The organism is Aeromicrobium alkaliterrae (assembly GCF_039529015.1).
Classification (GTDB): domain Bacteria; phylum Actinomycetota; class Actinomycetes; order Propionibacteriales; family Nocardioidaceae; genus Aeromicrobium; species Aeromicrobium alkaliterrae.
The window spans coordinates 451,829-472,800 of the sequence record NZ_BAAAME010000004.1 but is presented as its reverse complement, the minus strand read 5'-3'; the positions used below and the strand labels follow the sequence as shown (position 1 = coordinate 472,800).

At 71.1% G+C, this 20,972-nt stretch carries 21 protein-coding genes; 17 read left to right on the top strand and 4 right to left on the bottom strand.

Translation table 11 applies throughout. The annotated features are described in order from the left end of the window. Positions 1-91 precede the first annotated feature (91 nt). From ABD127_RS10335 to ABD127_RS10325, 3 genes are read left to right on the top strand one after another with little or no spacing between them, the layout of a single operon-like run. Positions 92-865, top strand: coding sequence for an ATP-binding cassette domain-containing protein (locus ABD127_RS10335; RefSeq protein WP_344200875.1), 774 nt, complete (start codon positions 92-94; stop codon positions 863-865). Between the two features lie 30 nt (positions 866-895). Then, positions 896-2,170, top strand: coding sequence for a sugar ABC transporter permease (locus tag ABD127_RS10330; protein WP_344200872.1), 1,275 nt, complete (start codon positions 896-898; stop codon positions 2,168-2,170). A 26-nt stretch (positions 2,171-2,196) separates the two neighbouring features. Further along, positions 2,197-3,381, top strand: a complete 1,185-nt coding sequence (locus ABD127_RS10325; RefSeq protein WP_344200869.1) for an ROK family transcriptional regulator — start codon at positions 2,197-2,199, stop codon at positions 3,379-3,381. Between the two features lie 23 nt (positions 3,382-3,404). Here the strand turns inward: ABD127_RS10325 and ABD127_RS10320 are convergent, their stop codons facing one another. Both ABD127_RS10320 and ABD127_RS10315 read right to left on the bottom strand, forming a co-directional pair. Next, a complete protein-coding gene (locus ABD127_RS10320) occupies positions 3,405-4,775 on the bottom strand; it encodes an aldehyde dehydrogenase family protein (protein WP_344200867.1) in 1,371 nt (456 codons plus the stop codon). Further along, on the bottom strand, positions 4,775-6,151 hold the full coding sequence (locus ABD127_RS10315; RefSeq protein ID WP_344200864.1) for a flavin monoamine oxidase family protein: 1,377 nt from the start codon (positions 6,149-6,151) through the stop codon (positions 4,775-4,777). The genes ABD127_RS10320 and ABD127_RS10315 overlap by 1 nt, the downstream gene beginning before the upstream one ends. Positions 6,152-6,268: 117 nt before the next feature. Between ABD127_RS10315 and ABD127_RS10310 the strand changes: the two genes are divergently transcribed. From ABD127_RS10310 to ABD127_RS10280, 7 genes are all read left to right on the top strand, one after another. Beyond that, on the top strand, positions 6,269-6,970 hold the full coding sequence (locus ABD127_RS10310; protein WP_344200862.1) for an acyltransferase: 702 nt from the start codon (positions 6,269-6,271) through the stop codon (positions 6,968-6,970). 168 nt (positions 6,971-7,138) lie between these two features. Beyond that, positions 7,139-8,047, top strand: coding sequence for a MetQ/NlpA family ABC transporter substrate-binding protein (locus tag ABD127_RS10305; protein WP_344200859.1), 909 nt, complete (start codon positions 7,139-7,141; stop codon positions 8,045-8,047). An 84-nt stretch (positions 8,048-8,131) separates the two neighbouring features. Further along, positions 8,132-9,181, top strand: coding sequence for a methionine ABC transporter ATP-binding protein (locus tag ABD127_RS10300; RefSeq protein WP_344200857.1), 1,050 nt, complete (start codon positions 8,132-8,134; stop codon positions 9,179-9,181). Positions 9,182-9,195: 14 nt separating this feature from the next. Further along, a complete protein-coding gene (locus ABD127_RS10295) occupies positions 9,196-9,867 on the top strand; it encodes a methionine ABC transporter permease (RefSeq protein WP_425545821.1) in 672 nt (223 codons plus the stop codon). A gap of 153 nt (positions 9,868-10,020) precedes the next feature. After that, positions 10,021-10,941, top strand: a complete 921-nt coding sequence (locus ABD127_RS10290; protein ID WP_344200852.1) for a helix-turn-helix domain-containing protein — start codon at positions 10,021-10,023, stop codon at positions 10,939-10,941. After that, complete coding sequence (locus ABD127_RS10285) at positions 10,938-11,483, top strand: dihydrofolate reductase family protein (protein WP_344200850.1); 546 nt, start codon at positions 10,938-10,940, stop codon at positions 11,481-11,483. The genes ABD127_RS10290 and ABD127_RS10285 overlap by 4 nt, the downstream gene beginning before the upstream one ends. 44 nt (positions 11,484-11,527) lie before the next feature. Continuing rightward, complete coding sequence (locus tag ABD127_RS10280) at positions 11,528-12,817, top strand: GAF domain-containing protein (RefSeq protein WP_344200847.1); 1,290 nt, start codon at positions 11,528-11,530, stop codon at positions 12,815-12,817. A gap of 85 nt (positions 12,818-12,902) precedes the next feature. On the opposite strand, the gene ABD127_RS10275 is transcribed toward ABD127_RS10280, so the two are convergent. After that, on the bottom strand, positions 12,903-13,385 hold the full coding sequence (locus tag ABD127_RS10275) for a winged helix-turn-helix transcriptional regulator (protein WP_344200844.1): 483 nt from the start codon (positions 13,383-13,385) through the stop codon (positions 12,903-12,905). A 55-nt stretch (positions 13,386-13,440) separates the two neighbouring features. Between ABD127_RS10275 and ABD127_RS10270 the strand changes: the two genes are divergently transcribed. The 7 genes from ABD127_RS10270 (at position 13,441) to ABD127_RS10240 (ending at position 19,662) form a co-directional block, all read left to right on the top strand. Beyond that, the gene (locus tag ABD127_RS10270) at positions 13,441-13,902 is read left to right on the top strand and encodes a PaaI family thioesterase (protein ID WP_344200841.1); all 462 of its coding nucleotides are present in this window, start codon (positions 13,441-13,443) and stop codon (positions 13,900-13,902) included. A gap of 139 nt (positions 13,903-14,041) precedes the next feature. Continuing rightward, a complete protein-coding gene (exaC, locus tag ABD127_RS10265) occupies positions 14,042-15,565 on the top strand; it encodes an acetaldehyde dehydrogenase ExaC (protein WP_344200838.1) in 1,524 nt (507 codons plus the stop codon). Positions 15,566-15,654: 89 nt separating this feature from the next. Continuing rightward, on the top strand, positions 15,655-16,062 hold the full coding sequence (locus tag ABD127_RS10260; protein WP_344200835.1) for a DUF779 domain-containing protein: 408 nt from the start codon (positions 15,655-15,657) through the stop codon (positions 16,060-16,062). Positions 16,063-16,112: 50 nt separating this feature from the next. Next, entirely contained in the window at positions 16,113-17,732 is a 1,620-nt protein-coding gene (locus ABD127_RS10255) for an AMP-binding protein (RefSeq protein ID WP_344200832.1), read from the top strand. Between the two features lie 49 nt (positions 17,733-17,781). Beyond that, positions 17,782-18,165: a type II toxin-antitoxin system PemK/MazF family toxin gene (locus ABD127_RS10250; protein WP_344200829.1), complete on the top strand. Its 384-nt coding sequence runs from the start codon at positions 17,782-17,784 to the stop codon at positions 18,163-18,165. Then, a complete protein-coding gene (locus ABD127_RS10245; RefSeq protein WP_344200827.1) occupies positions 18,162-19,217 on the top strand; it encodes a YihY/virulence factor BrkB family protein in 1,056 nt (351 codons plus the stop codon). Before ABD127_RS10250 ends, ABD127_RS10245 begins: the two co-directional genes overlap by 4 nt. Positions 19,218-19,266: 49 nt before the next feature. After that, entirely contained in the window at positions 19,267-19,662 is a 396-nt protein-coding gene (locus ABD127_RS10240; protein WP_344200825.1) for a cold-shock protein, read from the top strand. A gap of 19 nt (positions 19,663-19,681) precedes the next feature. Here ABD127_RS10240 and ABD127_RS10235 read toward each other — a convergent pair. After that, positions 19,682-20,972 (bottom strand): MFS transporter (locus tag ABD127_RS10235; protein WP_344200822.1); only part of this gene is annotated, 1,291 nt, incomplete at its 5' end.

Here is a 20,972-nt window from a genome sequence, read left to right as displayed (position 1 = left end):
GGTGGGTGCGGCGGCGCGACCGTCGCACCCACCCCTGCGCAGGACCGCACGTCGCTCGACCCCACCTGATCCCCTTGTCTCGGAGGACCGCATGACCGGCACCCCGCTCCTGGAGCTGCGGAACGTCAACAAGATCTTCGGCGCCGTCCACGTCCTGCACGACGTGAACTTCGCCGTCCACCCCGGCCAGGTCACGGCCCTCGTCGGCGACAACGGCGCCGGCAAGTCCACGCTGGTCAAGACCGTCGCCGGCATCTACGCCGCCGACTCCGGCGAGCAGTACTTCGACGGGCAGCAGGTGAACATCACCAGCCCGAAGGAGGCGTCCGAGCTCGGCATCGAGGTCGTCTACCAGGACCTCGCGCTGTGCGACAACCTCGACATCGTCGAGAACATGTTCCTCGGCCGCGAGCTGAAGAAGGGCCCGCTGCTCGACGAGGCCACGATGGAGGAGCGCGCCCGCGAGACGCTGGCGTCGCTCTCGGTGCGCACCGTCAAGTCGGTGCGCCAGGGCGTCGCCAGCCTGTCGGGCGGCCAGCGTCAGACCGTCGCGATCGCCAAGGCCGTGCTCTGGAACTCCAAGGTCGTGCTGCTCGACGAGCCGACCGCGGCGCTGGGCGTGGCCCAGACCCGCCAGGTCCTCGACCTCGTGCGCCGCCTGGCCGACCAGGGCCTCGGCGTCGTGCTGATCTCGCACAACATGAACGACGTGTTCGAGGTCGCCGACCGCATCACCGCGCTCTACCTCGGCCGCGTCGCGGCAGACGTCGCCACCAAGGACGTCACCCACGGGCAGGTCGTCGAGCTCATCACGGCCGGCCGCAGCGGGGCCCTCGGGCTCGCGCCGGCCGCCACGCCCGTCTGATCACCCACGACTCTCGAGAGCAGGAACCAGATGTCCACCGACACGACCCCCACGCCGGGGCTCGCCGGGTCCGACTTCGCCTCGGACTCCCACAGCGCCTCCGGCCTGCGCGAGGCCGGCCGCGACTACCTGACCCGCCTGCGGGGCGGCGACATGGGCGCCCTCCCGGCGACCCTCGGCCTCCTCGCGCTCGTCATCGGCTTCAGCATCGCGAGCGACACCTTCCTGACCGAGCTCAACATCGCCAACCTGATCACCCAGGCCGGCGCGATCTGCGTGCTCGCGATGGGGCTCGTCTTCGTCCTGCTGCTGGGCGACATCGACCTGTCCGCCGGCTTCGCCGGGGCGACCTCCGCCACGGTCGCGGCCCTGCTGATCCGCGACCAGGGCCAGGGCTGGCCGGTCGCCGTCCTCGGCGGCATCGCCACGGGCGCGGTGATCGGCTTCGTGATCGGCGTGCTGGTCGCGAAGCTCGGCATCCCGTCGTTCGTCGTGACGCTGGCCTTCTTCCTGGGTCTGCAGGGCGCCCTGCTCCGCATGATCGGCGAGGGCGGCTCGGTGCGCGTCGACAACTCGTTCATCCGCGGCATCTCGATCGACAACATGCCCGTCGCGGCCGGGTGGGCGTTCGCGGGCGGTGTCGTCGTGGCCTTCGCGGTCCTCTCGCTGCTGCGTCACCGTCGGCAGGTGCGCCAGAACCTCCAGCACCTCCCGCTCGCCGTGGTGATGTTCAAGATCATCGGCCTCGCCGTGCCGGTGCTGGTGCTGACAGCCGTCCTCAACAGCAACCGCAGCCGCAACCCGAACTTCCCGATCGAGGGCATCCCGTGGGTGCTCCCGCTCGTCGGCTTCCTGCTGATCTTCTGGACGTACGTGCTGACCCGCACGGCCTACGGCCGCCACCTGTACGCGGTCGGCGGCAACCGCGAGGCGGCGCGTCGCGCCGGCATCAACGTCGACCGGATCCGCGTCTCTGCCTTCATGATCTGCTCCTCGATGGCGGCGATCAGCGGCATCATCGCCGCCTCCAACGCGGGCAAGGTCTCGGCGTCCTCCGGCGGCAGCAACACGCTGCTGTACGCCGTGGGCGCGGCCGTCATCGGCGGCACCAGCCTGTTCGGCGGCAAGGGCAAGGCCCGCGACGCAGTGATCGGCGGGCTCGTGATCGCGACGATCACCAACGGCCTGGGCCTGCTCGACCAGCCGAGCTACATCAACTTCGTGGTGACGGGATCGGTGCTCCTGCTCGCCGCCGCGGTCGACGCGATCTCGCGACGTCGGCGGTCGGCCGCCGGCGTGGCGTGAGGCCGGCGGGCACTACCGTGACGGGGGTGGCGCGCGCCGGGACAGGAACCAACCAGGAGGCCGTCCGTCGGCACAACCTGGGAACGGTCCTGCGGTACGTCCACCGCACCGGGAGCACCTCACGCGCCTCGTTGACGAGCCAGATGGCGCTCAACCGCAGCACGATCGGTGGTCTCGCCGCGACGCTCGAGGACCTGGGCCTCGTCCGGCGCTCGACCCCGGTCGCGTCCCGAGCGGGCGCGGGCCGACCGTCGGCGGGGCTGGAGGTCGTCTCGCGACGGGCCTACGTGCTCGCGATCGACGTGGGGGTCGACCGGGTCGTCGTGGGCCGGGTCGGTCTCGGCTGCGACGTCGAGGTGCGGGCGCGCGTGAACCTGCCGCCCGAGCCGGCGCCCGAGCACGTCGCCGAGACCATCGTGGGGCTCGTCGCCGCCGTGCGCGCCGACGCGTCCCCGGAGTCGACCCTCGTCGGCGTCGGCATCAGCGTCCCGGGTGTCGTGCGCGAGGCCGACGGGATGGTCGTCTTCGCCCCCAACCTCGGATGGCACGAGGTGCCCTTCGCGGCGCTGGTGCGCGAGCGGCTCGGTCTGACCGTCGACCACGTGATCGCCAACGACGCCGACCTGGGAGCGCGCGCCGAGCACGTCCGGGGGGCCGGCGTCGCGGTCGACCACCTCGTCTACGTCTCCGGTGACGTCGGCGTCGGTGCCGGCGTCATCACCGACGGTCGCCCCCTCGGTGGTGCCGGTGGTTTCGCGGGCGAGATCGGGCACATGTCCTTCGCCCCGAACGGACTGCGCTGCCACTGCGGCAGCCGCGGCTGCTGGGAGACACAGGTCGGCGCGGTCGCGATCGCGCGGGCCATCGGCGCGCCCGCCGACGTCGTGCCGACGCTCGACGCCGTGCTCGACGACTTCGACGGGCCGCCCGAGTCGCTGCACGAGATCGCGCACCACGTCGGTCACGGGCTCGCGAACGTCATCAACATGCTCAACCCGCAGGTCGTCGTGCTCGGCGGCTACCTCGCCTCGCTGCACCGGCTCGTCGAGCCCGAGATCCTCGCCGCCGTGCGGTCGGGGGTCATGTCCGCGGCCGGCGGCCAGGTGCTCGTCACCCGACCGACGCTGGGTGCCGACACGGTCCTCGTCGGTGCGGCCGAGGCGGCGTTCGAGTCGCTCCTGGCCGATCCCGCCGGCGTCCTGTCGCGCTGAGCGGGCTCAGCCGGTGACGGCTGTCAGGCCTTCCGGATCAGCTTGTGGTTCGCGAACTCGTCGGCCGCCAGCAGGCCCAGCTCGCGGGACGTGCCGCTGCGCTTGATGCCGCCGAACGGCAGCTCGGGGGAGTCCGCCAGCACGAGGTTGACGAAGACCATGCCCGCCTCGATGCGGTCGGCGACCCGGTCGGCCTGCGCCTCGTCGGTCGTGAAGACGTACGACCCGAGCCCGAAGTCGGTGTCGTTGGCGAGCTCGACCGCCGCGTCCTCGCCGTCGACGCGGTACACGACCGCGACGGGCCCGAAGAACTCCTCGCGGTAGGCGTCGTTCTCGGGCGAGACGTCGGTCAGCACGGTCGGCACGACGAACGCTCCGTCGCGGGTGCCGCCGGCCACGAGGGTCGCGCCCTGGGCGACGGCACGGTCGACCTGGTCCTGCAGGCGCTCCGCCGCCGCCAGCGACGACAGCGGTCCGAGCTCGGTGTCGTCCGACGTCGGATCGGCGGGCCGCACCGCGGTCATCGCGGCGGTGAACTTCTCCAGGAACGCGTCGTAGAGGTCGTCGGCGACGATGAACCGCTTGGCACCGTTGCAGGACTGGCCCGAGTTGTCCATGCGCGCCCCGACGGCGGCCTCGACCGTCGCGTCGAGGTCGTCGGTCGAGAGCAGCACGAACGGGTCGGACCCGCCCAGCTCGAGCGCGACCTTCTTGAGGTGGCGGCCCGCGACCTCGGCGACGGCTGCGCCGGCCCGCTCGGAGCCCGTGACCGAGACGCCCTGGATGCGTCGGTCGGGGATGATGATCTCGGCGACCTGCTCGTTCGAGGCCCGCAGGTCGACGTAGGCGCCGTCGGGCAGTCCGGTGCCGGCGAAGATCTCCTCGATCAGCGCGGCCGACTCGGGGCACTGCGGGGCGTGCTTCAGGACGATCGTGTTGCCCAGGGCCAGGTTCGGTCCGGCGAACCGGGCGACCTGGTAGTACGGGAAGTTCCACGGCATGATCCCGAGCAGCGCGCCGATCGGGGCCCGCCGCACGAGTCCCGAACCCTCGCCGCCGAGCAGGTCGATGGGCCGGTCGCGCAGGATGTCGCCGACGTGGTCGGCGTAGTACTCGTAGATGTCGGCGGCGAAGTCGACCTCGCCGAGCGCGGCCTCACGCGGCTTGCCCATCTCGCGCACGATGACGTCCGCGAGCTCCTCGCGCCGCTCGCGGTGCGCGGTCGCGACGGCCCGCAGCGCCGTGGCCCGGGCCTGCGGGTCGGCGTCGGCGACGAGCGCGCGGTGCGCCTGGGCCGCCCGCGCGATCGCGTCCTCGACCTGGGCGTCGGTGGCGGTCGGGTAGGCGGCCACCTGCTCGCCGGTCGCGGGGTTCACCACGGCGTACTCGGTCATCAGCGGGTCCTCTCGGTGCGGTGCTTCTCGGTCTGGACGATCTGGTCGGCCACGAGCGCGCCCATGCGGATCGCGCCGTCGACGTGCTGGTAGCCCAGCCCCGCCAGGTCGCTGCACGCGAAGCGGATCGGGCCGACGGGGGTGCGCAGGTCGGGGCCGTAGCGGTGCAGGCCGCCGAGGTCGAAGCTCGCCGCGTAGGCGCCGCGGGTCCACTCCTCGGAGCCCCAGTCGCTCTCGTAGTAGACGCTCGGCTCGAGGGTCTGCGGGCCGTAGTAGTGCGACATCGAGGTCAGGATCCGCTCGCGCCGCTCGTCGGCGTCGAGCGCGAACAGGTCGTCGGCGTTGCGGTCGGACACGAAGCCCACCAGCGTGCCGCGGGGGTCGCCGTGCAGCGTGTTGTCGTACGCCTCGTGGCACACCTCGTACGGACCGAACGCCGTGCCCGAGAGTCCGAGGTCGCGCCAGAACGGGGTCTCGTAGACCGCGTGCACCTTGATGACCAGGCCCATCGAGAGGTGCTGGTGCAGCTGGTGCTGGCGCCGCGGCAGGGGTGGCGAGTAGCTGATCCGCGAGTACAGGACCGGCGGCACGGCGAGGACGACGTGGCGGGCCCGCACCGCGAGGTCGGGCGTGCGGACCAGGGCGCCGACGTCGGACCAGGCGATCTCGCGCACGGGCTGGCCGAGGCGCACGTCGTCGCCGAGCCGCTCGGCCAGGCGCAGCGGCACCGACTGCAGGCCTCCGACGACCCGGCGGTCCAGGATGAAGTCGGGGTCGACGAGGTTCGAGAACGATCCGGCGCTGGCCGCCATGAGCAGCGCCTGGAGCGCCGAGAAGGCGTGCGGGGGCTTGGTCAGCATCGCGCCCGCGATGAACAGGGCGACGTTGTCGCGGGCCTCCTGGTCGGGGGTCTGCTCCGCGAGCCAGGCCTCGAACGAGACGCGGTCGAGGGCGTCGGCGTCCGGGTGCTCCCACGGCCGGTCGGGGTCGACCTGCGCGACGAGCGCTTCCAGCCGCTCGACCAGGGCGTCGATCGCCGCCTCGGTGGCGGGCGGGACGGGGAACATCTCGCCGGTGTAGCGGGTGCTGGTGCCGTCCGGGCCGACGTAGACCGACTCGCCCTCGCGGTAGCGCTCGTAGGTCTCCAGGCCGAGCTCGTCGAGCGTCTCGATCAGGGCCGTCTGGTCGGACGAGACCCACTGGCCGCCGAGCTCGAGCGTCGCCCCGTCGACGTCCTGCGTCCACAGCCGCCCGCCGACGCGGTCGCGGGCCTCCAGCACGAGCACCGACAGCCCTGCGGCGCGCAGCCGGGTGGCGGCGGTGAGGCCTGCGGCACCGGCTCCGACGACGACGACGTCACGATCGGGCTCGGTCATGTGGGGGCTCCTCGTGCCGGCGCGATCGGGGCCACGGAACGTCGGGGCCCGTGCCGGGAAGTCTAGGGGCGCGCAGGTGCGAGCGGCCAGGGTCGGACGATGCGACATGATGCGGTGGTGATCGACGCACATCGGCAGCGGCTGCGCTCGGCCGGCGTCCGCAGCGAGGCGCTCGACGCGCAGACCTGGCGCCGCGTCAGCGAGGGCGTCCCCGCGTGGTGGCACGACTGCGACAACGCGCTGTACCTCGCCGAGGGCGCCTACCTGACCGACGCGGTGCTGGCCAACCTCACGCTGTTCCCGATGCGCGACGTCGTGATCGCGATCGGCTCGCCGATGGAGCACCTCACTTCCCTGCTGGTCGGCGGCGACCGGGCGACGGTCTTCCTCGACGAGCGGGTCGTGCTGACTGCCGGCGAGATCTACTGCGGCGCCGACTCCCAGATCGTCCTGCACGGCCCGGTCGTCGCGACGCGGCAGCCGCTGCTCGACGCCCGCAACGGTGGCTCGATCGTCGTCGACGGCGACCAGCTCTGGGCCGCCGGCGTCTACCTCGCGACCGACGACATGCACCGCCTCACCGACCGGACCACGGGGGAGCGGATCAACCCCTTCGGCGCGCACATCCGCATCGGGCGACACGTGTGGTTGTGCCGCGAGGCCGTCGTGACGGGCCACGTCGAGATCGGCGACGACGTGTGCGTCGGACTGCGCAGCCTCGTGCGGGGTCAGAAGGTGCCGGCGCGCACGGTCGTCGCCGGGACGCCCGCCCGGGTCGTCCGTGAGGACACGACCTGGGACTTCGCCGACACGCCGTGACGTCTGCTCGTCCCACCACACGTGAGGGGGCCCACGCCACCGCGTCTCGCATCGTGAACGGTGGTCCGGATCGTGGTTCGGAGGTTCCTACGGTGGTGGGGCCGGGAGATCCCCGGCGTCCCCCGAGGGGCCGCGATCCGGCCTCCTGAACGTCCGAAGGAACTTCTCATGTCCGACCAGCTCGTCGACGCCCCCAAGAGCCGCAAGGGTCTGCTCGCCGTCGTCATCGTCATCGTCCTCGCCCTCCTCGCCGGTGGGTACTTCCTGTTCCTCCGCGACAACGGGGACGCCATCAAGATCGGCGTCGTCGGCGCGAGCGACCCGTACTGGAAGACGTTCGAGGAGGCCGCTGCCGACGACGGCATCGAGGTCGAGATCGTCGACTTCTCCGACTACACGCAGCTCAACGCCGCGCTGAGCAACGGCGAGCTGGACTTGAACCAGTTCCAGCACCTGGTCTTCCTGGCGGACTACAACGTCTCCAACGACGACAACCTGACGCCGATCGGCGCCACCGCGATCTACCCGCTGGCGCTGTACTCCAAGCAGTACACCTCGGCGGAGGACATCCCGGACGGCTCGCGCGTCATCGTGCCCGACGACACCAGCAACCAGGCCCGTGGCCTGAAGATCCTGCAGGACGCGGGCCTCATCGAGCTGTCCGACGGCGGCACGATCTTCTCGGACCTGTCCGACGTCGACACCGCGAGCTCGCGCGTCGAGGTCATCACGGCCGGCGCCGACTTCACCGCCTCGAGCCTCGACGACGTCGCCGCGGCGATCGTCAACAACGACTTCGTGGAGGACGCCGGCCTCGACTTCGACGCCGCCCTGGCGACGGACGACCCGTCCGACCCGGTCGCCGCGCCGTACGTCAACGTGTTCGTCGCCCGCGACGAGGACAAGGACAACGAGGACTACCTCAAGCTCGTCGAGATCTACCAGGACACGAAGGCCGTCACCGACGGCGTGCTCGAGGTCTCCGGCGGCACCGCGGTGCTGCTGACCACGCCCGTCGACGAGCTGGTCCAGATCCTCAGCGACACCGAGAAGGTCGTCGAGGAGAACAAGAAGTAACGCTGTCCTCGTCCGACGGTCCGGTGCCATCCTGCTCAGGCGGGCGGCACCGGACCGTGACGCGTGGTTGACCGAAGGATCCAGATGGCCATCATCGAGCTGGAGAACGTCTCCGTGACGTTCCCGCCCCGCAACCGGCGCGGCGAACCCGTGCACGCGGTCCAGGACGTGTCGTTGTCGGTGAAGGCCGGCGAGATCGTCGGCATCGTCGGCTACTCGGGCGCCGGCAAGTCGACGCTGCTGCGCGTCGTCAACGCGCTCGAGCGGGCCACCGACGGTCGGGTCGTCGTTGACGGCGTCGACATCACCCGCCTGCGCGAGCGCGACCTCAACGAGGTCCGCCGCAACATCGGCATGATCTTCCAGCAGTTCAACCTGTTCACGTCACGCACGGTCTACGGCAACATCGCCTACCCGCTCGAGGTCGCCGGGAAGTCCAAGCAGGAGCAGCGCGAGCGCGTCTCGGAGCTGCTGCGCTTCGTCGGCCTGTTCGACAAGGCGCTCGCGTACCCCGAGCAGCTCTCCGGCGGCCAGAAGCAGCGCGTCGGCATCGCCCGCGCGCTGGCGGCCGGCCCGTCGATCCTGCTGGCCGACGAGGCCACGAGCGCGCTCGACCCCGAGACGACCGTCGAGGTGCTCAACCTGCTGAAGCGGGTCAACACCGAGCTCGGGGTCACGGTCCTGGTCATCACGCACGAGATGGAGGTCGTCAAGACGATCGCCGACCGCATCGTCGTGATGGAGGAGGGAGGCATCGTCGAGAGCGGCAGCGCGTTCGAGATCTTCTCCGCCCCTCGGCACGCGGCCACGCAGCGGTTCGTGCGCACGATCGTCGACGACGTGCCGCAGGAGCACGAGCTCGAGCAGCTGCGTCGCCGGCACCCCGGTCGTCTCATCACGGTCTCGTTCCGCGACGACGCCGCGACGCAGTCGCAGGTGTTCACCGAGATCGTCCGGGCGGGCCTGGAGTTCGAGCTGGTCTACGGCGGTCTCGAGGACGTCCGCGGGCGCAGCTTCGGCCACCTGACGCTCGAGCTGCGCGGCGAGACCGCCGCCGTCGACGCGGTCGTGACGCGGCTCGGTGAGCTGGTCCCGGTCCGGGACCTCGGCACGGGCGAGGGGGCGGCTCGATGAGCATCCTCGACGGCATCCGGGACTTCTTCCAGCCGGTCATCGACCTCCAGTCGCAGTTCGTCTCGGCCTTCGGCGAGACGCTGTTCCTCGCCGGCTCCGGCCTGGTCGTCGGCGGCTTCCTCGGCCTGGTGATCGGCACGGCGCTGTACGTCACCCGGGCGGGCGGCATCGCGCCGAACGCCGTCGCGAGCTTCGTGCTCAACGTGCTGGTCAACTTCTTCCGACCGATCCCGTTCATCCTGCTCGCGGTCGCGCTGCAGCCGTTCTCGCGGGCGATCGGTGTCGACGGCATCGGCACGGGGCACGCCGTCGTCGCGATCATCTTCGGGTCGGCGTTCGGCATCGGCCGGATCGTGGAGCAGAACCTCGTGAGCGTCGACCCGGGCGTGCTCGAGGCCGCGCGGGCGATGGGCGCCTCGCGCTGGCAGGTCGTCCGCACGGTCCTCCTGCCCGAGGCACTGGGACCCCTGATCCTGGGCTTCACGTTCGCGATGGTCGCGATCGTCGACATGACCGCCGTCGTCGGCACGATCGGCGCCGGCGGCCTCGGCCAGCTCGCGCTCACCGAGGGCTACCGCCAGTACCAGTCCGTCGTCACGTGGACCGCCGTGGTCATCGTGATCCTGATCGTCCAGGCCGGCCAGTTCGCCGGGAACGCCCTGGCCCGCAAGGTCCTGCGCCGCTGACCCCACCCGCTTGGGCGGTGAGTGTTCCACCGTATGGGTCTCCAGACGGTGGAACACTCACCGCTCCCGGTGGAACACTCACCGCCCCGGGATGTGGGCAGGTGAGCAAGAACGGTCGGGCGCGGGACGGTCCGGGTCGGCGAGACTGGGGGCGTGAGCCCCGATGCCGTGCCCCGCGACCGCCTGCGTGAGCTGCTCGACGCGGTGCTGGGCGAGGAGAACACGAGCCTCGACGCGATGGCCGAGGCGGCCTACGTCTCGCCGTTCCACTTCTCCCGCACGCTGTCGAGCGGCGCGGGCGAGCCACCGGTGTCGTTGCGTCGCCGCGTCATGCTCGAACGGGCGGCCTGGCGGCTGGGCCGCGGCGCGGGCGTCACGGAGGTCGCGCTCGAGGCGGGGTACGACAGCACCGACGGATTCGCTCGTGCCTTTGCCCGCGCCTACGGCCACCCGCCGAGCGCCACCTCGCCCGGTGCCGTGCACCGCCTCCCGGCGCCCAACGGGGTGCACTTCCACCCACCCGTGAACCTGTGGGTCACGGCCCGGGAGCCGTCGTCGCCCGGGCACGACGTCGTCCAGCTCCAGGTCCACCATGACGTCGCCGACACGGCCGCGCTGCTCGACCTCGCCGTCGGGCTCCCCGATGACGTCACCGCGGCGCCCGTGCGCCCGGGCCAGGTGGTCCTGTCCTGGGACGGGCCGGAGGAGACCGTCGCCGAGGTCCTGTCCGCGATCGTGTGGACGAAGGAGGTCTGGCTCGCCTCGATCGACGGGGCCGACCAGCCCGTCCGCGTCACCCGCGACCTCGTGGCACTGCGGGCCCACCATGCCGAGGTCGCGGCCCGGTGGCTCGCGATGGTCCGCACCACCGAGTCCGACGGCACCTGGGGCGACCGCGTCATCGACGCGCTGTGCGACCCGCCGGAGAGCTTCGTGCTCGGCGGCATCGTCGCCCACGTGCTGACCTACGCCGCGCACCGGCGCCTCGTCGTCCGCGCGATGCTGCGCGACGCCGGGGTCGAGACCGACTCCGGCGACCCCCTGGACTGGATTGCCCGAAGGAGCGCCGAATGACCCGCACCGTCTACACGACCGCCACGACCCTTGACGGGTTCATCGCGACCGACGACCACGACCTCGGCTGGCTGCTGAGCCGTCGCCTCGACGACGACAGCCCCTGGTCGCACGACCGCTTCATGGCCGGCGTCGGGGCGATCGTGATGGGCCGGTCGACCTTCGACTGGGTCGAGCGGCACCGGGCGGCGTCCGGCGACGCGTGGTTCTACACGCAGCCGTCGTGGGTCATGACGAGCCGCGACCTGCCCGTGCCGGAGGGCGCCGACGTGCGGGCTGCCGCGGGTGACGTCGGGGACGTGCACCCCGCGCTCGTCGAGGCGGCCGGCGGCAAGGACGTGTGGGTCGTCGGGGGAGGGGGCCTGGCCGCCGCGTTCGCCGAGGCCGGGCTGCTCGACGAGGTCGTCGTCTCGATCGCGCCCGTCGCGATCGGCTCGGGCATGCCGCTCCTTCCCGGCACCGTCGAGCTGGAGCTGCTCGACTCGGGCGTGAACGGGGAGTTCCTCTGCGCTCGCTACGGCGTGGTGCGCTCGCCTGCCTGAGCGGGCGGCGTGACCCCTGTCACACCCCGGAGTACCCTTCCGTCATGGGACGCAGCAACGACCTTGCCGTGCCGCCCGGCGCCGACGCCGAGCAGCTCGCGCGGTACCTCGCGCGCGCCCACGACGCCTTCGTCTCGACCGGGCTCGCCGACCCCGCGCTGCGCACCCTGGTCCACGACTCCTGGCAGCGCAGCCTCGCCGGCGGGGTCGACCCCGAGTACTCGCTGGCCTCGATCGTGCTCGACGACGACCGGCTCGAGGAGATCCGCTCGGCGCACCCGCTCGCGATCGCGATGCCCGTCATCCGCCAGCTCCTGGTCGAGTCTGCGGCAGAGGCCGGGCACCTGGTCGCCGTCAGCGACGCGGTCGGTCAGCTGCTGTGGGTCGAGGGCTCGCACGACCTGAGGGCGCGCGCCGAGGGGATGCACTTCCTCCCCGGCGCCGACTGGAGCGAGGGCAGCGCCGGCACCAACGCGCCCGGCACGGCACTGGCGCTCGACCGCCCGGTCCAGATCTTCGGCCCGGAGCACCTGTCGCGCAACGTCACGCCGTGGTCGTGCTCCGCCGCGCCGATCCACGACCCCGACACCGGCGCCGTGCTCGGCGTCCTCGACCTCACGGGCACCGCCGAGGTCGCCACGGTGCAGAGCCTCTCGCTCGTGCGGGCGACGGTCGCGGCGGTCGAGGCCGAGCTGCGCATCCAACGGCTCAGCCCGCCGGGTCCGACCTCCACGGTCAGCGGTGCGGGCTGGAGCATGCCGTCGCTGGAGGTACTGGGGGCGCGCGGCGCCACGTTCCGTCACGGCAGCACGATGTCGCGCCTCGGCCTGCGGCACAGCGAGCTGCTCCTGCTGCTGACCGAGCGCGAGGAGGGGTGGCGGGCCGGTGAGCTGGCGGTCGCCCTCAGCGACGACGAGCAGGCCGACGTCACGATCCGCGCCGAGATCTCGCGCCTGCGCAGCGTGCTGGGGCCGGTCGACCTGGCCTCCCGGCCCTACCGCCTGGCCAACGCCGTCGCGACCGACGTCGCGGCCGTGCGTCGCGACCTGGCCGAGGGGCACCTGCGCCGGGCCGTGGCCGACTACCGCGGCCCCGTGCTGCCGGAGTCGTCGGCGCCCGCCGTCGTCGAGATCCGCGACGCGCTGCACCTGCGGGTGCGCTCGTCCCTGCTCGCCAGCGACGACGCCGACGCGATCCTCACGTTCGCCGACACCGCTCACGGCCGCGACGACTTCGAGATCTGGGAGCACGCGCTCGACATCCTCCCGGTCTCCTCACCCCGTTACACGCAGGTCGAGACCCACGTCGCCCGCCTCGACGACGCCCTCGGCTGACCCCGCCCCGAGATGTGGTGGCCTGTCGGGGGTTCCGTCAGCACGACATGCCCGACGAGCCAGCACATCTGGGGGAGCGGCTGGGTCAGGTGAAGGGGAGGGCGCCGGGGCCGGGGCGGGTGCGGACGTCGCGCAGCCGGTCGACCTGGTGGCCGTCCTCGCAGACCAGGGCCACGTGCGCCCGTGCGCCACACCCGCGGTGCTCGACCTCGACGGCCGGGCCGTCGGAGCCCGACAGGTGCGTGCCGCCCCAGTCGGCCAGCGCGACCATGACCGGCTGCAGGTCGAACCCGCGCTGGGTCAGGCGGTACTCGTGGCGCTCGCGGTCGCCGGGCTCGCGATAGGCGACCCGCTGCACGATGCCGTGCTCCACCAGGAGGGCGAGCCGGTGGCTCAGCACCGCGCGGGAGAGCCCGCTGTGGCGCTGCATCAGGTCGAAGCGCCGCACCCCGTTGAAGATCTCGCGCAGCACGATGACGGTGCCGGACTCGCCGAGGATCTCCATGGCGCGGCCGATCGGGCAGTTGTCGGTCGACCAGGCGAGGGCGGCAGGTGCAGACGTGCTCATGTGAGCCATGCTACGTCTGTTTGACAGACTCAGCCAGGTCCGGCACGCTGAGTTCGTGACCGAGACCCAGAACTCCGCCGTCCGCGACCTCGCCGCCATGACCGGCTACGAGCAGCTCATGGCGATGCGCGACGGTCTGGCGCCGCCGGCACCGATCTCCTCGCTCGTCGGCATGATCGACTTCGACGGCGAGGTTGGCGCGATCCGCGTGGCCCTGGTGCCCGAGCAGCGTCACTACAACCCGCTCGGCACGGTGCACGGCGGCGTCATCTCGACGCTGCTCGACACCGCTGCGGGCTGCTCGGTCCACTCGACCCTGGCCGCGGGGGAGGGCTACACCTCGCTCGACCTGACGGTGAAGTTCCTGCGCGCCGTCACGGTCGACACCGGGCGCATCGAGGCTCGCGGCCGAGTCCTGCAGCGCGGCCGGCGCACGGCCCTGGCCGAGGCCCAGATCCTCGACGGCGAGGGGCGCCTCGTGGCGCACGCGACCTCGTCCTGCCTGATCTTCAGCTAGGTCGGCGGGTGGCGGGCCCGTACCTCCCTGACCTGCGGCGCAACGTTCGGGCAACCCGGCGGCAACGACGGTGTGACTAGCGTCACGCTCGCCGCCACGAGGCGGCGATCCCGATACAGATCACGCAGGAGTGGTTCGCATGGCCGTTTTCGCCCAGCCCGGCACCGAGGGCAGCGTCGTCAGCTACAAGCCCCGCTACGACCACTGGATCGGCGGCGAGTACGTCGCGCCGGTCAAGGGTCAGTACTTCGAGAACGTGTCGCCCGTCAACGGCAAGGTCTTCACCGAGGTCGCTCGCGGCACCGCTGAGGACATCGAGGCCGCGCTCGACGCGGCCCACGCCGCCGCCCCCGCCTGGGGCAAGACCTCGGTCGCCGAGCGTGCCGTGATCCTCAACAAGATCGCCGACCGCATCGAACAGAACCTCGAGATGCTCGCCGTCGGTGAGACCTGGGACAACGGCAAGCCCGTGCGCGAGACGATGGCGGCCGACCTGCCCCTGGCGGTCGACCACTTCCGCTACTTCGCCGGCGCGATCCGCGCCCAGGAGGGCCACCTGTCCCAGATCGACGAGGACACGGTCGCCTACCACTTCCAGGAGCCGCTGGGCGTCGTCGGCCAGATCATCCCGTGGAACTTCCCGATCCTGATGGCCGTGTGGAAGCTCGCTCCCGCGCTGGCCGCCGGCAACGCCGTCGTGCTCAAGCCTGCGGAGCAGACCCCGGCGTCGATCATGCTGCTGGTCGAGCTCGTCGCCGACCTGCTGCCCCCGGGCGTGCTCAACGTCGTCAACGGCTTCGGCACCGAGGCCGGCGCGCCGCTCGCCTCGAGCAACCGCATCCGCAAGATCGCCTTCACGGGTGAGACCACGACCGGCCGCCTCATCATGCAGATGGCCAGCCAGAACCTCATCCCGGTCACGCTCGAGCTGGGCGGCAAGTCGCCCAACGTGTTCTTCGAGGACGTCGCCACGAAGGACGACGCCTTCTACGACAAGGCACTCGAGGGCTTCACGATGTTCGCGCTCAACCAGGGCGAGGTCTGCACCTGCCCGAGCCGCGCGCTGATCCAGAACTCGATCCTCGAGCAGTTCCTGCCCGCGGCCACCGAGCGCACCAAGCTGATCAAGCAGGGCAACCCGCTCGACACCGACACGATGATCGGCGCGCAGGCCAGCAACGACCAGCTCGAGAAGATCCTGAGCTACTTCGAGATCGGCGTGCAGGAGGGCGCTCGCATCATCACCGGTGGCGAGCGCGTCGACCTGGGCGGCGACCTGTCGGGCGGCTACTACGTGGCACCGACGATCTTCCAGGGCCACAACAAGATGCGCGTGTTCCAGGAGGAGATCTTCGGTCCGGTCGTCTCGGTCACCGGGTTCGACGACTACGACGACGCGATGAGCATCGCCAACGACACGCTCTACGGCCTCGGTGCCGCGGTGTGGTCGCGCGACACCAACACCGCGTACCGCGCGGGTCGCGACATCCAGGCGGGCCGGGTGTGGACGAACAACTACCACGCCTACCCGGCGCACGCGGCGTTCGGCGGCTACAAGTCGTCGGGCATCGGGCGCGAGAACCACCTGATGATGCTCGACCACTACCAGCAGACCAAGAACCTGCTGGTGAGCTACTCGAACAACGCCCAGGGCTTCTTCTGAGCCGACACTCCTGACACCTCGAGGCCCGGCCCCATCGGTCGGGCCTCGAGGCCTTCCCCTCTCCGTCCGACCGACCCGTAGGAGCCGTGATGACCGTGGACCGCATCGCCATGACCGAGAAGGCCGCCGACCTGCTGCGTGAGCTCCGCACCTCGCACGGCAAGCCGCTGATGTTCCACCAGTCCGGCGGCTGCTGCGACGGGTCCGCCCCGATGTGCTTCACGCAGGGCTTCTACATCGTGGGGCCGACCGACGTGCACCTCGGCGACCTCGACATCGGTCCGGACCCCGAGATCGATCCGGCCGGCATCGTGCCGGTGCACATCTCGCGCGAGCAGTTCAACTACTGGTCGCACACCCACATCACGATCGACGTCGTGCCCGGCCGCGGTGCCGGCTTCTCGATCGAGGGCCCCACGGGGATGCGCTTCATGATCCGCTCACGCATCTTCACCGACGAGGAGGCCGAGCTCATGGCCGAGGAGCCCGCGCGGTAAACCGCTGTTACGCTGCTGCGAATCGGGCTCCGCCGTCGTACGGTCGGAGCATGTCTGGCGGAACAGGTGGAAACCTCGTGGGCGATGTCGGGTACAAGCTGAAGGTCCTGCGGCAGATCGGACTCCTCAAGGTCCAGCCTCCGCACCGTCTGCTGAAGGCCGGCATCAAGCTCGCCACGTGGGGTCCCGGCTTCCCGTCCGCGGCCGGTGCCGCCGCCGCCCGGTTCCCGAACCAGCTCGCGATCATCGACGACGCGGGCGAGATCACGTGGCAGGAGCTGTACGACGAGGTCAACCGCGCCACCGCGGCCCTGGCCACCAAGGGCATCGGCGCCGGTGACTCGGTCGCGCTGCTGTGCCGCAACCACCGCCACATGGTCGTGGCGATGATCGCGCTGATGCAGCGCGGCGCGAAGGTGCTGCTGCTCAACACGATGGCCAGTGCGTCGCAGCTCGGCGAGCTGACCCGCCGCGAGGGCGCGGGTCTCGCGATCGTCGACCAGGAGTTCCTGAAGGTCGCCTCCGAGCTCGACCGCGACCAGATCCTGGTGGCCTGGGAGGACGACGACTCCCACGGCCTGCCGACGCTCGCCAAGCTCTCGGCCGACGAGTCGTCGAAGCCGCACAAGAAGCCCGAGCGCCCCGGCGGCATCGTGATCTTCACCTCCGGCACCACGGGCCTGCCCAAGGGCGCGAACCGCAAGGAGCCGGAGAACCTCGACCCGCTCATGACGTTCTTCGGAGCCATCCCGTACACGGGCAACTCCACCGTCGTGCTGGCCGCGCCGCTGTTCCACTCCTGGGGCCTGCTCAACTTCGGCTTCGGGCTCTCGACGGTTCCCACCTACGTGCTGCGTCGCAAGTTCAAGCCCGAGCAGGTGCTGGCCGACATCGACACCTACAAGGCCGACGTGCTGGTCGTGGTGCCGCTGATGATGCAGCGGCTCGTCGACGCGTCGTCGACGGCGGTCGAGAAGTCCGACGTGTCGAGCCTGAAGATCACCGCCAGCAGCGGCTCGGCCCTCGCCGGCGACCTCGCGAACCACTTCATGGACCTGTTCACCGACTCGGTCTACAACTTCTACGGCGCGACCGAGACCGGCTGGGTCTCGGTCGCCTCGCCAGAGGACCTGCGGGCCGCGCCGGGCACCGCCGGGCGCGTGCCGTGGCGCACGATCGTCAAGATCCTCGACACCGACGGCAAGGAGGTGCCGCAGGGGGAGACGGGCGTCATCCACGTCGGCAACGAGATGCAGTTCGGCGGGTACACCGACGGTAACTCCAAGGCGTTCGCTGACGGCCTGATGCACTCCGGCGACCTCGGCTACTTCGACGAGGAGGGCCGCCTGTTCGTCGCGGGCCGTGACGACGACATGATCATCTCCGGCGGCGAGAACGTCTTCCCGCGCGAGCTCGAGGACGCCCTGATCGAGCACCCGGCGATCACCGACGTCGTCGTGACGGGCATCCCCGACGAGGACTGGGGCCACTGCCTCGCCGCCTACGTCGTGGTCAAGGACGGCGAGTCGCTCGACCTCGACGAGGTCGTGGCCTACGCGAAGGAGCGGGTCGCCCGCTTCGCCGTGCCGCGCAAGGTCAAGTTCCTCGACGAGCTGCCGCGCAACCCCACCGGCAAGGTCATGAAGCGCGAGCTGCCCGACTTCGACTGAGCCCGCAGGTCGGGCCTCCCGCGGTCGCACCGTGTGGCACGCTGATGCCGTGAAGTTCGAGTACGCACCCGACGTCGACGGGGAGCCCGACCCGGGCGAGATCGTCTGGACGTGGGTGCCGTACGAGGACGACCCGCAGCAGGGCAAGGACCGCCCGGTCCTGCTGGTCGGTCACGACGGCGACGACCTGGTCGGCCTGATGCTCACGAGCAAGGACCACGACCGCGACCACGAGCAGGAGGCCCGCGCCGGGCGGTACTGGCTCGACATCGGTACCGGTCCGTGGGACTCCCGAGGCCGGCCCAGCGAGGTCCGCCTGAACCGCTTCCTGACGATCGACCCCGACACGGTGCGGCGCGAGGGCTCGGTGCTCGACGAGCCGCGGTTCGCGACGGTCGTGAAGGCCGCTCGGCGTCATCTCGAGTCCGCATGACCGAGGTCGGCGGCGAGGGCGCCTCGATCGGACGGATCGATGCCGTCCAGCGCAAGTACCGCGTCCTGGGACTCCCGATCGCGGTCATCTACAAGTACTTCGACGACCAGGGACCGTACCTGGCGGCCATCATCGCCTACTACGCGTTCTTCGCGATCTTCCCGATCCTGCTGATCGGCACCTCGGTGCTGGGCTTCTTCCTGCAGGGTGATCCGGAGCTGCGCGACCGGTTGCTCGACACCGCCCTGAGCCAGTTCCCGATCGTGGGCGACCAGCTCGGCCGCCCGGAGGGCTTGAGCGGCAGCACGACGGCGATCGTGATCGGCGTCGTGACGGCGCTGTACGGCGCGATCAACCTCGGCCAGGCCGTGCAGAACGCGGCCAACCAGGTGTGGGCCGTGCCGCGCAACAGCCGGGCCAACCCGTTCCTCCAGCGCTTCCGCAGCCTGATCTTCCTGGCGATCGGCGGCCTGGGGATCCTCACCATCGCGATCGCCAGCTCGGTGCTGGCCAACCTCGACAACCTCGGCACGTCGTGGGGCGACGACCTGAACCGCATCTTCGGGTGGGTGGGCTTCGCGCTGACGGTCGTGGTGTTCATGATGATCTTCCACCTGATCAGCGGTAGTCGGGCGACCTGGCGCCGCGTGCTCCCGGGGGCCGTCGTGACGGCGCTGCTGTGGCAGCTGCTCCAGGTCCTGGGCCAGGCCTACGTGTCCGGCGTGATCAACCGGGCCAGCCAGATGAACGGCACGTTCGCGCTGGTCCTCGGCCTGATGGGGTTCATCTTCCTGGCGGCGCTGATGGTCGTGATCGGGCTGGAGACGATGGTCGTGGTCGCGCGGCGTCTCTACCCGCGGGCCCTGCTGACGCCCTTCACCGACAACGTCGTGCTGACCGACGCCGACCAGCGGGCCTACATCAGCTACGCCAAGATGCAGCGGCACAAGGGGTTCCAGACCATCGAGGCCCGCTTCGAGGACACCGACACCGAGCTCGAGCCCGTGCCCGAGGAGCCGGAGGCGGCTCCGGAGCAGCGACCGACCCACTAGGCTGGTCTGACGCGCAGCCGCGCGTGACTGCTTCGACGAAAGGCACGGCATGCCCACGGGCAAGGTGCGGTGGTTCGACGCCGCCAAGGGTTTCGGCTTCCTGTCCTCCGACGAGGGTGCCGACGTCTTCGTGCACGCCGACGCGCTGCCCGAGGGTGTCGAGACGCTCAAGCAGGGCCAGCGCGTCGAGTTCGGCATCGTCCAGGGCCGTCGCGGCGACCAGGCGTTGCAGCTGCGCATCATCGAGGCGGCAGCGGCTCCTGCGGGTCGCAAGGCGGCCCCCGCGAAGCGCAAGACGCCCGAGGAGATGGTCGTCATCGTCGAGGACCTGATCCGGATGCTCGACGACCTCGGTGAGGGCTACCGTCACGGCCGCCACCCCGACGCCAAGAAGACCAAGCCCGTCGCCCAGGTGCTGCGCGCCCTGGCGGGCGAGCTCGACTGAGGTCTCCTCGCGCCTGACCTCAGGCGTAGGGGTCGGTGCTCTCGCCGCGGTCGACCTCGATCGCCGGGCGGGGGCCCTGGCGCAGCTTCGTCACGACGAACGCGAGCCACGCCAGCCCGATGCCGGCCACGACCAGCAGGCCGGTGTTGACGCTGGCCTCGATCGTGAACAGGCCGATGCCGATCAGGCCGCCGGTGACCCAGCTGAGCTGGATCAGGGTCTCCGAGCGCGCGAACATCGAGGTGCGCACCCGCTCGGGGACGTCGCGCTGGATCAGGGCGTCCAGGCTGAGCTTGCCCAGCGACTGGCACAGGCCGGCGGTGAGCCCGAGCACCATCGCGGTGACCCAGCTCAGCGTCAGCGAGACGAGCACGAGCACTGCGGTGTCGACGATCAGCACGAACACGACGATCGCCTCGGGCGCCCGCGACTTCAGCACGTTGCCCAGGAGCACGCCCACGGTGTTGCCCGCTCCGGCGGCGCCGATCACCAGGCCCAGCAGGATCGTGGCGTTGCCGTCCCACCCGAAGGAGTCCGGCGGCTCGCGCAGGACGAAGGCCATGAAGATCGTCAGGAAGCCCGTGATGAGCCGCAGGCCGGCGTTGCAGCGCAGCGCGTTGACCACGCCGCGCGGCGCGAGGACGCCCTTGACGCCGTTGGCCGCGGTCAGGTCGATCTTGTCCTCGCCGTCGCTGGAGTCGACCCGTGCGGGCAGCAGCACGGCCAGCACCGTGCCGACCACGAACAGGACGAAGGCGTAGCGCAGGGACCACTCGGCGCCGAAGTAGGCGGCGCCGACGGCGAGGGGCGCCGAGATGGCTCCGGCCGCGGTGCCGGTGAGCGAGATGCGGGAGTTCGCCTTCACGAGCGTCAGCTGCTCCGGCAGCAGGCGCGGGACGGCCGAGGCGCGCGTGATGCCGTAGGCCTTCGACGAGACGAGGCAGAGCAGCGCGGCGATGAAGAAGGTCGCCGACTGCTCGGCGACGGCTCCGGCCAGGACCCAGCAGCTGAAGGCGCGCACCGCGAGGGTGGCGCCGATCGCCCAGCGGCGACCGCGCTGGAACTTGTCGAGGAACGGCCCGATCAGCGGTGCCACGACGGCGAACGGCAGCATCGTCAGGACCAGGAACAGGGCGACCTGGCCGGTCGCCTCGCCCGTCGGAGCGGTGAAGAACACCGTGCCGGCCAGGGAGATCGCGACGGCGGCGTCACCGGCGGTGTTGAAGGCGTGCAGCTCCAGCAGGCGCGAGAGCCCGGTCTCACCGGCGCCGGAGGAGTGGGTGAAGCGGCGGGCGCGGATGAAGGCCCAG

Coding starts and splice junctions, on each gene's coding strand:
- ABD127_RS10255 (WP_344200832.1), top strand. CDS start 16,113: ATGTCTGGCGGAACAGGTGGAAACCTCGTGGGCGATGTCGGGTACAAG.
- exaC (WP_344200838.1), top strand. CDS start 14,042: ATGGCCGTTTTCGCCCAGCCCGGCACCGAGGGCAGCGTCGTCAGCTAC.
- ABD127_RS10335 (WP_344200875.1), top strand. CDS start 92: ATGACCGGCACCCCGCTCCTGGAGCTGCGGAACGTCAACAAGATCTTC.
- ABD127_RS10285 (WP_344200850.1), top strand. CDS start 10,938: ATGACCCGCACCGTCTACACGACCGCCACGACCCTTGACGGGTTCATC.
- ABD127_RS10260 (WP_344200835.1), top strand. CDS start 15,655: ATGACCGTGGACCGCATCGCCATGACCGAGAAGGCCGCCGACCTGCTG.
- ABD127_RS10240 (WP_344200825.1), top strand. CDS start 19,267: ATGCCCACGGGCAAGGTGCGGTGGTTCGACGCCGCCAAGGGTTTCGGC.
- ABD127_RS10275 (WP_344200844.1), bottom strand. CDS start 13,385: ATGAGCACGTCTGCACCTGCCGCCCTCGCCTGGTCGACCGACAACTGC.
- ABD127_RS10320 (WP_344200867.1), bottom strand. CDS start 4,775: ATGACCGAGTACGCCGTGGTGAACCCCGCGACCGGCGAGCAGGTGGCC.
- ABD127_RS10315 (WP_344200864.1), bottom strand. CDS start 6,151: ATGACCGAGCCCGATCGTGACGTCGTCGTCGTCGGAGCCGGTGCCGCA.
- ABD127_RS10300 (WP_344200857.1), top strand. CDS start 8,132: ATGGCCATCATCGAGCTGGAGAACGTCTCCGTGACGTTCCCGCCCCGC.
- ABD127_RS10330 (WP_344200872.1), top strand. CDS start 896: ATGTCCACCGACACGACCCCCACGCCGGGGCTCGCCGGGTCCGACTTC.
- ABD127_RS10305 (WP_344200859.1), top strand. CDS start 7,139: ATGTCCGACCAGCTCGTCGACGCCCCCAAGAGCCGCAAGGGTCTGCTC.
- ABD127_RS10280 (WP_344200847.1), top strand. CDS start 11,528: ATGGGACGCAGCAACGACCTTGCCGTGCCGCCCGGCGCCGACGCCGAG.
- ABD127_RS10245 (WP_344200827.1), top strand. CDS start 18,162: ATGACCGAGGTCGGCGGCGAGGGCGCCTCGATCGGACGGATCGATGCC.